Origin of the sequence: Streptomyces sp. HB132 (assembly GCF_016909575.1) — a bacterium.
Taxonomy (GTDB): Bacteria; Actinomycetota; Actinomycetes; order Streptomycetales; family Streptomycetaceae; genus Streptomyces.
Map to the genome: position 1 here is coordinate 201,107 of NZ_JAFBGA010000006.1, position 11,769 is coordinate 212,875.

An 11,769-nucleotide genomic window follows, 5' to 3' on the forward strand; every position below is an offset into this window, starting at 1 on the left:
ACCCCGAGCGCCGGTTGTTCCGACCGCGCCCTCCGCCGTGCTCCTCACAGTCGTCACTCACCCTGGAGTCCCGTGATGGACACCCCTCTCTCCACCATTGCCGTCGTCGGCCTCGGCACCATGGGCACCGGCATCGCCGAGGTCCTGGCCCGCGCGGGCCGCGAGGTCATCGGAATCGACATCAGCGAGACCGCCGCCCGGCAGGCCGTCGCCTCCCTCGAATCCTCCACGGCGCGTGCCGTGCGCCGTGAGCGGATCACCGAGCAGGAGCGGCGCGACATCCTCGCCCGGTTCCGTACGTTCTCCGATCTGCAGGCCGCCGCGGACGCGGAGCTGGTCATCGAGGTCGTGCCCGAGACGTACGAGATCAAGCAGCAGGTCTTCCGGGAGCTCGACGCGGTGGTCTCCCCCACCACGATTCTGGCGACGGGCACGAACGCCCTCTCCGTGACCAGGCTTGCCGCCGAGTCGCAGCACCCCGAGCGAGTCCTCGGCCTGCACTTCTTCAATCCGGCTCCCGCCATGAAGCTCGTCGAGGTGGTCTCCTCCGTGCTGACCGCACCGCCGGCCGTGGAGAGCGTCACCCGGCTCGCCCGCGAACTGGGCAAGGAGCCGGTCGCCGTCGGTGACCGACCGGGCTTCGTCGCGGACGGCCTGCTGTTCGGCTACCTCAACCAGGCCGCGGCCATGTACGAGGCGAACTACGCCTCCCGTGAGGACATCGACGCCGCCATGAAGCTGGGCTGCGGGCTGCCGATGGGTCCCCTGGCGCTGCTCGACCTGATCGGCATCGACACGGCCCGCACGGTCCTGGAGGCCATGTACTCCGCGTCCCACGACCGGCTGCACGCCCCGGCCCCGGTCCTCGGGCAGTTGAGCGAGGCCGGCCTGACCGGCCGTAAGGCGGGCCGGGGTTTCTACACGTACGACGCCCCTGGCGGCCAGGACGTGGTGCCGGACGCCCTGACTCCGGCGGCGGGCGCGGGCGCCGTCAGCGGGCGCGAGGTGTCGTCGGTCGGCGTGGCCGGATCGGGGACGATGGCCTCGGGCATCGCGGAGGTGTTCGCGAAGGCCGGGTACGCCGTCGTCCTCGCCGCGCGCAGCCAGGACAAGGCGGACACGGCCAAGGCGCGGATCGCGAAGTCCCTGGGGCGTTCGGTCTCCAAGGGACGGCTGACCGAGGAGGCGCGGGACGAGACCCTCGCCCGGATCACCCCGGCGGGGTCCCTGGACTCCTTCGCCGACGTCGACCTCGCGGTCGAGGCGGTCGCCGAGGACCTGGACATCAAGCGGGAGCTCTTCACCACCCTGGACAAGGTCTGCAAGCCGGGCGCGGTGCTCGCGACCACCACGTCGTCGCTGCCGGTCGTGGCGATCGCCCGGGTGACCTCGCGCCCCGAGGACGTCGTCGGGATGCACTTCTTCAACCCGGCACCCGCCATGAAGCTCGTCGAGGTGGTCCGTACGGTGCTGACCGCCGACGACGTGCACGCCACGGTCCGCGAGGTGTGCGTGAAGGTGCGCAAGCACCCGGTGGACTGCGGGGACCGGGCCGGTTTCATCGTGAACGCGCTGCTCTTCCCCTACCTCAACAACGCGATCAAGATGGTCGAGGAGCACTACGCGACGCTCGACGACATCGACGCGGCGATGAAGCTGGGCGGCGGCTACCCCATGGGGCCGTTCGAACTCCTGGACGTCGTCGGCCTGGACGTCTCCCTCGCGATCGAGAAGGTTCTGCACAGCGAGTTCCGCGACCCGGGTCTCGCCCCGGCGCCGCTGCTCGAGCACCTGGTGGCCGCGGGCTGCCTCGGCCGTAAGACGGGGCGCGGCTTCCGCGAATATGCCCGCCGCTGACCCCGGGGCCGGGTGGGGCGGGTTGCTGGGCCCCTCGGGCGACCCGCCCCCACAGGCGCACTCCCCCGCACCGATGGGTTACGTTCACCTCATGTCCCAACCCGCCAGGTCACCTCGTTCCTCCGCCGCGACGGACGCCCCGGAGAGTGCCGCCGGCACCCGGGCCGCCGCCCAACGGCTCAAGATGCGCCGCGAACTGGCGGCGGCGGCGATGGAGCTCTTCTCCACCAAGGGGTACGAGGCGACGACGGTCGACGAGATCGCGGGGGCGGCCGGAGTCGCCCGGCGCACGTTCTTCCGTCACTTCCGCTCCAAGGAAGAGGCCATCTTCCCGGACCACGACGACACCCTCGTCAGGGCCGAGGCCGTCCTCAACGCCGCTCCCGCGCACGAGCACCCGCTCGACACCGTGTGCCGCGGCATCAAAGAGGTCATGAAGATGTACGCGGCGAAGCCGGCGGTCTCCGTCGCGCGCTACAAGCTGACCCGCGAGGTGCCCACGCTCCGGGAAGCCGAGATCGCCTCGGTGGCCCGCTACGAGCGACTGTTCACGCGCTATCTGCTGGGCCACTTCGACGAGCGCGACCACCACGTGGGCAATGACGACCCGCTGCTGGCCGAGGTCGCAGCGTCCGCAGTGGTGACCGCGCACAACCACGTGCTGCGGCGCTGGCTGCGCGCGGACGGCCAGGGTGACGTGGAGTCGCAGCTCGACCACGCGTTCGCGATCGTGCGGGAGACCTTCGGCACCGGGATCGGGGCGGGACGGACCGTGGGGGGCGAGCCTGCGAAGACCCCTGCGGCGTCGGTGTCCAGGGACGGCGAGGTGCTGGTCGCGGTGGCCCGCACGGACGCGCCCCTGGACGAGGTGATGCGCACGATCCAGCAGGCGCTGAAGGCGCACTGAGCGTCCGCCGCGGCAGCCGAAACCCGGTTGCCGGGGCCGGATCCCCGTGCTCGGGTGTGCCGATGACACAGGACACGACAGCAGCACTGCTGGCCCTCTTCGACAACGAGATGCGCCGGCACGCCCGTCCCGACGCCCCCGGCACGAGGGTCGAACGCACGCCCGACCTGGTTCGCCAGGTCGGCACCCCGGACGAGTGGAACGGTGTCGTCTGGACGGCCCCGGACCTCGATCACGTACGCGCCGACGCGGCGATCGCGGCGCAGGTGGAGCACTACACCGCCCTCGGGCACGACGAGTTCGAGTGGAAGCTGTACTCCCACGACCGGCCCGCCGATCTGGGGCAGCGGCTGCGCAGGGCCGGTTTCGAGGCGGAGCCGCCGGAGACCCTGTTCGTCGCTCCGATCGCCGGCCTGCCCGCAGCGGACCTCCCGGACGGGGTCGATCTGCACACGGTGTCCGACGCGGCGGGGGTGGAGCTGCTGATCCAGGCGCACGAGCGGGCGTTCGGTACCGACAGTTCCTGGCTGCGCCGGCGGACGCTGACCCGGCTCGCCGAGGCCCCCGACACGTTCGTAGCGGTCGTGGCCCTCGCGAACGGCGAGCCCGTGAGCGCCGCCCGCATGGAGCTCCACCCCGGCACCGGCTTCGCCGGCCTCTGGGGCGGCGGAACGGCGGCACCCTGGCGGGGCAGGGGCATCTACCGGGCGCTGATCACCCACAGGGCCCGCATCGCGGCCGAGCGCGGCTACCGCCACCTGCAGGTCGACGCCACGGACCTGTCGGCGCCGATCCTCCGCCGTCTGGGCTTCACCGCCCTGAGCACGACGACGCCGTACGTGTACCGCACCACGCCGTAGGGCCGTCACCCACGGGATCAATCCGGCATACCGGCCATGATGTTGCTCATGCGTGCCTACGAGATGACAACTGAGAGAAATTGTTGGCACTGGGTGCCTTGCCACCTGTCACGCAGTGCCATACGTTGAAGGTGTCCGGGCGGCCGGCGTGCAGAGACCTCTCGTACGTCGGCTGTCCCCGCAATCCACCGTGTCTGCGCGCCCGGACGCCTGCGTCACAGGCAACCCTTCTGCTCCACCGAGCAGGCCGAAGCACCACCCCGCCGAACCGACGGCACACCTCCACACCGCACCGCTCCCCTGTCCATAGGGGCCCTCCGACGTCCCCCCGACGCCCGGAGACCCGAACTGCCGGAGGCAACACCGTGAAGGAAATCCTGGACGCGATCCAGTCGCAGGACAGCACTGCGGCGGACTTCGCCGCCCTGTCCCTCCCCGAGTCCTACCGCGCGGTGACCGTGCACAAGGACGAGGCGGAGATGTTCGCCGGCGTCGACAGCCGCGACAAGGACCCCCGCAAGTCCCTGCACATCGAGGACGTGCCGGTGCCCGAGCTCGGCCCGGGCGAGGCCCTGGTGGCGGTCATGGCCAGCTCGGTCAACTACAACTCCGTGTGGACGTCGATCTTCGAGCCCGTCTCGACCTTCGGCTTCCTGGAGCGGTACGGCAAGCTCAGCGACCTCAGCAAGCGCCACGACCTCCCGTACCACGTCATCGGCTCCGACCTCGCGGGCGTCGTGCTCCGCACCGGGCCCGGCGTCAACGCCTGGAACCCGGGCGACGAGGTCGTCGCGCACTGCTTGTCCGTCGAGCTCGAATCGAGTGACGGCCACAACGACACGATGCTCGACCCCGAGCAGCGCATCTGGGGCTTCGAGACCAACTTCGGCGGCCTGGCGGAGATCGCGCTCGTCAAGTCGAACCAGCTGATGCCGAAGCCGGAGCACCTCAGCTGGGAGGAGGCCGCCTCCCCGGGCCTGGTCAACTCCACCGCGTACCGCCAGCTCGTCTCGCGCAACGGCGCCGGCATGAAGCAGGGCGACAACGTGCTGATCTGGGGCGCGAGCGGCGGACTCGGCTCGTACGCCACCCAGTTCGCGCTGGCCGGCGGCGCCAACCCGATCTGCGTCGTCTCCAGCGACCAGAAGGCGGACATCTGCCGGAAGATGGGCGCGACCGCGATCATCGACCGCAACGCCGAGGGCTACAAGTTCTGGAAGGACGAGCACAACCAGGACCCGCGCGAGTGGAAGCGGTTCGGCAAGCGCATCCGTGAGCTGACCGGCGGCGAGGACGTGGACATCGTCTTCGAGCACCCGGGCCGCGAGACCTTCGGCGCGAGCGTCTACGTCACCCGCAAGGGCGGCACGATCGTCACCTGCGCCTCGACCTCCGGCTACAACCACGAGTACGACAACCGCTACCTGTGGATGTCGCTCAAGCGCATCATCGGATCGCACTTCGCCAACTACCGTGAGGCGTGGGAGGCCAACCGCCTGATCGCCAAGGGCAAGATCCACCCGACGCTCTCCAAGGTCTACTCCCTGGAGGACACCGGCCAGGCCGCGTACGACGTGCACCGCAACCTGCACCAGGGCAAGGTCGGCGTCCTCGCGCTGGCGCCCCGGGAGGGCCTGGGTGTGCGTGACACGGAGCTCCGCGAACAGCACATCGACGCCATCAACCGCTTCCGCAACGTCTGAGGTCCACGATGACCGAACGTCAGAAGGACCGTCCGTGGCTCATGCGGACGTACGCCGGTCACTCGACCGCCGAGGCGTCCAACGAGCTGTACCGGCGCAACCTCGCCAAGGGCCAGACGGGTCTCTCGGTCGCCTTCGATCTGCCCACACAGACCGGCTACGACCCCGACCACGTCCTCGCCCGCGGCGAGGTGGGCAGGGTCGGCGTGCCCGTCTCGCACCTCGGTGACATGCGGCGGCTGTTCCAGGACATCCCCCTGGAGCAGATGAACACCTCGATGACGATCAACGCCACCGCGATGTGGCTGCTGGCGCTCTACCAGGTGGTCACGGAGGAGCAGGGGGCGGACCCGGACAGGCTCCAGGGCACGACGCAGAACGACATCGTGAAGGAGTACCTGTCGCGGGGGACGCACGTCTTCCCGCCGGGGCCCTCGCTGCGGCTGACGACCGACATGATCACGTACACGGTCAACCGCATCCCGAAGTGGAACCCGATCAACATCTGCAGCTACCACCTGCAGGAGGCGGGGGCCACACCCGTCCAGGAGATCGCGTACGCCATGTCGACGGCCATCGCGGTCCTCGACGCTGTGCGCGAATCCGGCCAGGTGCCCGAGGAACGGTTCGGGGACGTCGTCGCGCGCATCTCGTTCTTCGTGAACGCGGGCGTCCGCTTCATCGAGGAGATGTGCAAGATGCGCGCCTTCGGCCGCATCTGGGACCGGATCACGCGCGAGCGGTACGGCATCGAGAACCCCAAGCAGCGCCGCTTCCGCTACGGCGTGCAGGTCAACTCCCTGGGGCTCACCGAAGCGCAGCCGGAGAACAACGTCCAGCGCATCGTGCTGGAGATGCTGGCCGTCACCCTCTCCAAGGACGCACGCGCCCGCGCCGTGCAGCTGCCGGCGTGGAACGAGGCCCTCGGTCTGCCGCGCCCCTGGGACCAGCAGTGGTCGCTCCGGATCCAGCAGGTCCTGGCGCACGAGAGTGACCTGCTGGAGTACGAGGACATCTTCGCCGGTTCGCACGTCATCGAGGCCAAGGTCGAAGAGCTGGTCACCGACTCCCTGGCCGAGATCGACCGGATCCAGCAGATGGGCGGCGCGATGGCCGCCGTGGAGTCCGGCTACCTCAAGTCGGAGCTGGTCTCGTCACACGCGACGCGACGGGCGCGGATCGAGGGCGGCGAGGAGAAGATCGTCGGCGTAAACATCTACGAGACGACCGAACCCAACCCGCTGACGGCGGACCTGGACGCCGCGATCATGACGGTGGACCCGGAGAACGAGGCCCGCGTCGTCGCCGCTCTGCACGAGTGGCGCGACAACCGTGACGAGGCCCGCGCGACCGAGGCGCTGTCGGCCCTGAAGAAGGCCGCGGCCGGCACCGAGAACATGATGGAGGCGACCGTCGAGTGCGCGCGGGCGGGCGTCACCACGGGTGAGTGGGCGTGGGCCCTGCGCGATGTCTTCGGTGAGTTCCGGGCGCCGACCGGAGTCTCCTCCGCACCGGTGGCCGTCGCCGCGGAGGCGGGGACGCCGCTCGCGCTGGTCCGGGAGAAGGTCACCCGTACCGCCGACGACCTGGGCGTGGGGCGACTGCGCCTGCTGGTCGGCAAGCCCGGTCTCGACGGTCACTCGAACGGCGCCGAGCAGATCGCCGTGCGCGCCAGGGACGCCGGCTTCGAGGTGGTCTACCAGGGCATCAGGCTCACGCCCGAGCAGATCACCGATGCCGCTCTGGCCGAGGACGTGCACTGTGTCGGCCTGTCCATCCTGTCCGGCTCGCACGCCGAGCTGGTGCCGGACGTACTCAACCGGCTGCGTGAGGCCGGTGCGTCGGACATTCCGGTGATCGCCGGCGGCATCATCCCCCCGGCCGACGCGCACGCCCTCATCACCGCCGGCGTCGCCGCCGTCTTCACCCCGAAGGACTTCGGCATCACCGAGATCATCGGCCGTATCGTCGACGAGATCCGGAAAGCGAACAAGCTCGACCCTCTGGAGGTCCCCGCATGACCACGCCCACCGCCCAGGTGAACCGTCTTCGTCCGCGCCGCTCCTGTCTGGCGGTGCCGGGCTCGAACCCGCGCTTCCTGGAGAAGGCCCAGGGCCTTCCGGCCGACCAGGTGTTCCTGGACCTGGAGGACGCGTGCGCGCCGCTCGCCAAGGAGGGCGCCCGGCACCACATCGTCGACGCGCTCAACAACGGCGACTGGACGGGCAAGACCCGGGTCGTGCGGGTGAACGACTGGACGACGCACTGGACGTACCGCGACGTCATCACGGTCGTCGAGGGCGCGGGGCCCAATCTCGACTGCATCATGCTGCCGAAGGTGCAGGACGCGCAGCAGATCGTCGCGCTGGACCTGCTGCTCACCCAGATCGAGAAGACCATGGGCTTCGAGGTCGGCCGGATCGGCATCGAGGCGCAGATCGAGAACGCCAAGGGCCTGGTGAACATCGACGACATCGCCGCCGCCTCGCCGCGTGTGGAGACCCTGATCTTCGGCCCGGCCGACTTCATGGCCTCGATCAACATGAAGACCCTGGTCGTCGGCCAGCAGCCGCCCGGCTACCCGGCGGACGCGTACCACTACATCCTGATGCGCATCCTGATGGCGGCCCGCACGCACGACCTGCAGGCCATCGACGGTCCGTTCCTCCAGATCCGCGATGTGGACGCGTACCGCGAGGTCGCGGGCCGCGCTGCCGCCCTGGGCTTCGACGGCAAGTGGGTGCTGCACCCCGGTCAGGTCGACGCGGCGAACGAGGTGTTCTCGCCCTCCCAGGAGGACTACGACCACGCCGAACTCATCCTCGACGCGTACGACTGGTGCACCTCGGAAGAGGGTGGCAAGAAGGGCTCGGCGATGCTCGGCGACGAGATGATCGACGAGGCCAGTCGCAAGATGGCCCTGGTCATCTCGGGTAAGGGCCGCGCGGCCGGCATGCAGCGCACGTCCAAGTTCGAAGCTCCGGAGGCCTGACATGCAGTTCGGACGCACCTATGAGGAGTTCGAGGTCGGTGCTGTTTACAAGCACTGGCCCGGGAAAACCGTCACCGAATACGACGACCACCTGTTCTGCCTGCTGACCATGAATCACCACCCGCTGCACATGGACAGCAACTACGCCGAGAGCACGACCGATTTCGGAAAGAACGTCGTCGTCGGCAACTACATCTACTCGCTGCTGCTCGGCATGTCCGTACCGGACGTCTCCGGCAAGGCGATCGCCAATCTGGAGGTCGAGTCGCTGAAGCACGTCGCGCCGACCTTCCACGGCGACACGATCTACGGCGAGACGACCGTGCTGGACAAGACGCCGTCGAGGTCCAAGAGCGACCGCGGCATCGTCCATGTCGAGACAAGGGGCTACAAGCAGGACGGCACAGTGGTCTGCGTGTTCCGCCGCAAGGTGATGGTCCCGACCGAGACGTACATCAAGGAGCGCGGCGGAGAGCAGCCCGGCCGCCCCGAGATCGATCAGCCGTCGAGCAAGAACGTGGAGAAGTAGCGATGAGCCGACTCGCGCAGACAGCCGGTCTGACGGATATCCAGCAGGAAATTCTCTCCACGGTCCGCGATTTCGTCGACAAGGAGATCATCCCTGTCGCGACGCAGTTGGAGCACCGTGACGAATATCCGACGGACATCGTCGAAGGGCTCAAGGAACTCGGCCTGTTCGGGCTGATGATCCCGGAGGAGTACGGCGGTCTGGGCGAGTCGCTCCTGACGTACGCCCTGTGCGTCGAGGAGATCGCCCGCGGCTGGATGAGCGTCTCGGGCATCATCAACACGCACTTCATCGTGGCGTACATGCTCAAGCAGCACGGCACGCAGGAGCAGAAGGACACGTTCCTGCCGCGCATGGCACTGGGCGAGGTGCGGGGCGCGTTCTCGATGTCCGAGCCGGCGCTCGGCTCGGACGTCTCCGCGATCTCGTCCAAGGGCGTCAAGGAGGGCGACGAGTACGTCCTCAACGGTCAGAAGATGTGGCTGACGAACGGTGGCTCGTCCACCCTGGTCGCCGTCCTGTGCCGGAGTGACGAAGGACACCCCGAGGGAACGGCTCCGCACAAGTCGATGACGACTTTCCTGGTGGAGAAGGAGGCGGGCTTCGGGGAGGTCCGCCCCGGTCTCACGATCCCGGGGAAGATCGACAAGATGGGCTACAAGGGTGTCGACACGACCGAGCTCATCATGGACGGACTGCGCATTCCGGCCAATCGCGTACTGGGTGGCACCACCGGCCGAGGTTTTTACCAAATGATGGATGGCGTCGAGGTCGGGCGGGTGAATGTCGCCGCGCGTGGCTGTGGCGTCGCGCAACGTGCGTTCGAATTGGGCGTGTCGTACGCCCAGCAGCGTCAGACCTTCGGAAAGCCGATCGCCCAGCACCAGGCGATCCAGTTCAAACTGGCTGAAATGGCCACCAAGGTCGAAGCCGCCCATGCGATGATGGTCAATGCAGCACGCAAAAAGGACTCCGGGGAGCGGAACGACCTGGAGGCAGGGATGGCGAAGTACCTCGCCTCCGAGTACTGCAAGGAAGTCGTCGAGGACGCCTTCCGGATCCACGGCGGTTACGGCTTCTCCAAGGAGTACGAGATCGAGCGCCTCTACCGCGAGGCCCCGATGCTGCTGATCGGTGAAGGTACCGCCGAGATCCAGAAAATGATCATCGGTCGCCGGCTGCTCGAGGAGTACCGGTTCCAGGGCTGAAATGTCTCTTTCGGGGTGATTTGGTGGCGAAGAACATCACATCGAGTCACCCCCTTCCGGAGCCTTTCAGCTGTCCGACTCGGCTGCTGGCTTGCCCAGTTGCCGCTCGCACCCGATAGCATCGCGGGAAAGCCGCCGTCCCCCCGCTTGCCAGCGCGGCCTCATCCGCTACGAAGGTCATCCATGCCCGACAGCCAAATCCCTGCACCTCGCGGCGGGGTCCGCCTTGCACGCGGAGCATCGCCGTGGCTCCTCCCGACCGTCGCCACCGCGGCACTCAGCCTCGTCCGGGCTCGTAAGTCCGGACGCTGGGCCGCCGTGGCCGTGCCCACCACCGCGCTCGCGGCGGGCATGCTGTGGTTCTTCCGCGATCCCGAGCGCGAGATCACCCAGGGCCGCGTCATCTCGCCGGCCGACGGCGTGGTGCAGAGCATCATGCCGTGGAAGGACGGGCGCACCCGCGTCGCGATCTTCATGAGCCCGCTGAACGTTCACGTCAACCGGGCTCCACTGGCCGGCACCGTGACCTCGGTCGAGCACATCCCGGGCGGGTTCGTCCCGGCGTTCAACAAGGAGAGCGAGAACAACGAACGCGTTGTCTGGCACTTCGACACCGAGCTCGGCGACATCGAGATGGTGCAGATCGCGGGAGCGGTCGCCCGTCGCATCGTCCCCTACATCCCGCAGGGTACGAAGGTGGAGCAGGGCGAACGCATCGGTCTGATCCGCTTCGGCTCGCGCGTGGACATCTACCTTCCGGAAGGTGTCGATGTCGCGGTCGAGGTCGGCCAGGCCACGACCGCGGGGGTGACTCGAATTGACCGTGATTGATCCCGACACCCAGGCGAACTGGGTTCCGGAGGCCGACGAGCAGGACGACGCCGAGGACATGCCGCTCTCGATGCGGCTGTCGATAGCGGACACCCTGACTCTCGGTAACGCCACGTGTGGCTTCATGGCGGTGTACTTCACCACCACGGGGATCCTCATCCCGCACCTCACCGGCAGTGACGAGTCGGGCATGGCCCGGCACTCCGCCGCCACCGCGGTGATCCTGATGCTGATGGCTGCGGTGTTCGACCTCTTCGACGGGCTGGTGGCGCGCAAGCTGCGTTCCTCCCCGATGGGTGCGGAGCTGGACAACCTCTCCGACCTGATCAGCTTCGGCCTGGCACCGGCGTACTTCGTCCTGGTGTACGGCATGGTCGCGGACGACGCACACCAGCGGGTGTCGGCGCTCGCGGCGATCGTGGTGCTGCTGGCGGTGGTGCTCCGGCTTGCGCGGTTCTCGTGCGTCACCTTGAAGGACGGCATGTTCCAGGGCATGCCCAGCCCCTTCGGAGCGCTCACGGTCGTCTCGATCGTGCTGCTGGAGCTGCCCTTCGTGCCGACGCTGCTCGCCATCATCGGTGTGGCGTGGCTCATGGTCAGCCGGGTCGAGTACCCGAAGCCGCGAGGCGTCCTCGCGGTGGCGATGCTCAGCTGGATCGTGGCCGCGATGGGGCTCCTCGCCGCCTGGGCGTTCGACGCCCCAGGCGGTCAGCTGCTCCTGCAGACCGGCTGCGCCCTCCAGGTCGTCCTGGGGGCGGTGATCCCGCTCTTCGCCACGGCGCGGCGGGTGAACACCTTCCGTGACAACCGGCGCGAGGCGCGGGCGACACAGCCGTAGACCAGGCGCAACGCAGTGACGAGGGCCCGGATGCTCCCCAGCAT

The 11,769-nt window shown here is 68.5% G+C and carries 10 protein-coding genes; all 10 read left to right on the forward strand.

What is annotated here, in order from left to right:
* The first annotated feature begins 75 nt into the window (after window positions 1-75).
* The 10 genes from JOC24_RS16285 (at window position 76) to pssA (ending at window position 11,725) form a co-directional block, all read left to right on the forward strand.
* Window positions 76-1,857, forward strand: coding sequence for a 3-hydroxyacyl-CoA dehydrogenase family protein (locus JOC24_RS16285; protein WP_205021192.1), 1,782 nt, complete (start codon window positions 76-78; stop codon window positions 1,855-1,857).
* Window positions 1,858-1,948: 91 nt separating this feature from the next.
* Entirely contained in the window at window positions 1,949-2,764 is an 816-nt protein-coding gene (locus JOC24_RS16290; RefSeq protein WP_205021016.1) for a TetR family transcriptional regulator, read from the forward strand.
* A gap of 62 nt (window positions 2,765-2,826) precedes the next feature.
* Window positions 2,827-3,624: a GNAT family N-acetyltransferase gene (locus tag JOC24_RS16295; RefSeq protein ID WP_205021017.1), complete on the forward strand. Its 798-nt coding sequence runs from the start codon at window positions 2,827-2,829 to the stop codon at window positions 3,622-3,624.
* 365 nt (window positions 3,625-3,989) lie between these two features.
* Complete coding sequence (ccrA, locus tag JOC24_RS16300) at window positions 3,990-5,327, forward strand: crotonyl-CoA carboxylase/reductase (protein WP_205021018.1); 1,338 nt, start codon at window positions 3,990-3,992, stop codon at window positions 5,325-5,327.
* 8 nt (window positions 5,328-5,335) lie between these two features.
* Window positions 5,336-7,348 (forward strand): protein meaA, encoded by a 2,013-nt coding sequence (locus tag JOC24_RS16305; protein ID WP_205021019.1) that lies wholly within the window; start codon window positions 5,336-5,338, stop codon window positions 7,346-7,348.
* Window positions 7,345-8,319, forward strand: coding sequence for an HpcH/HpaI aldolase/citrate lyase family protein (locus JOC24_RS16310; RefSeq protein WP_205021020.1), 975 nt, complete (start codon window positions 7,345-7,347; stop codon window positions 8,317-8,319). Before JOC24_RS16305 ends, JOC24_RS16310 begins: the two co-directional genes overlap by 4 nt.
* A 1-nt stretch (window position 8,320) precedes the next feature.
* Window positions 8,321-8,848, forward strand: a complete 528-nt coding sequence (locus tag JOC24_RS16315) for a MaoC family dehydratase (protein WP_205021021.1) — start codon at window positions 8,321-8,323, stop codon at window positions 8,846-8,848.
* A 2-nt stretch (window positions 8,849-8,850) separates the two neighbouring features.
* Complete coding sequence (locus JOC24_RS16320) at window positions 8,851-10,056, forward strand: acyl-CoA dehydrogenase family protein (RefSeq protein ID WP_205021022.1); 1,206 nt, start codon at window positions 8,851-8,853, stop codon at window positions 10,054-10,056.
* 183 nt (window positions 10,057-10,239) lie between these two features.
* Complete coding sequence (locus tag JOC24_RS16325; protein ID WP_205021023.1) at window positions 10,240-10,887, forward strand: phosphatidylserine decarboxylase; 648 nt, start codon at window positions 10,240-10,242, stop codon at window positions 10,885-10,887.
* On the forward strand, window positions 10,874-11,725 hold the full coding sequence (gene pssA, locus JOC24_RS16330) for a CDP-diacylglycerol--serine O-phosphatidyltransferase (protein WP_205021024.1): 852 nt from the start codon (window positions 10,874-10,876) through the stop codon (window positions 11,723-11,725). The genes JOC24_RS16325 and pssA overlap by 14 nt, the downstream gene beginning before the upstream one ends.
* Window positions 11,726-11,769 lie beyond the last annotated feature (44 nt).

Excerpts from the sequence above, each read along its gene's own strand:
- JOC24_RS16285 (WP_205021192.1), top strand. The coding sequence starts at position 76 with ATGGACACCCCTCTCTCCACCATTGCCGTCGTCGGCCTCGGCACCATG.
- JOC24_RS16290 (WP_205021016.1), top strand. The coding sequence starts at position 1,949 with ATGTCCCAACCCGCCAGGTCACCTCGTTCCTCCGCCGCGACGGACGCC.
- JOC24_RS16295 (WP_205021017.1), top strand. The coding sequence starts at position 2,827 with ATGACACAGGACACGACAGCAGCACTGCTGGCCCTCTTCGACAACGAG.
- JOC24_RS16305 (WP_205021019.1), top strand. The coding sequence starts at position 5,336 with ATGACCGAACGTCAGAAGGACCGTCCGTGGCTCATGCGGACGTACGCC.
- JOC24_RS16310 (WP_205021020.1), top strand. The coding sequence starts at position 7,345 with ATGACCACGCCCACCGCCCAGGTGAACCGTCTTCGTCCGCGCCGCTCC.
- JOC24_RS16315 (WP_205021021.1), top strand. The coding sequence starts at position 8,321 with ATGCAGTTCGGACGCACCTATGAGGAGTTCGAGGTCGGTGCTGTTTAC.
- JOC24_RS16320 (WP_205021022.1), top strand. The coding sequence starts at position 8,851 with ATGAGCCGACTCGCGCAGACAGCCGGTCTGACGGATATCCAGCAGGAA.
- JOC24_RS16325 (WP_205021023.1), top strand. The coding sequence starts at position 10,240 with ATGCCCGACAGCCAAATCCCTGCACCTCGCGGCGGGGTCCGCCTTGCA.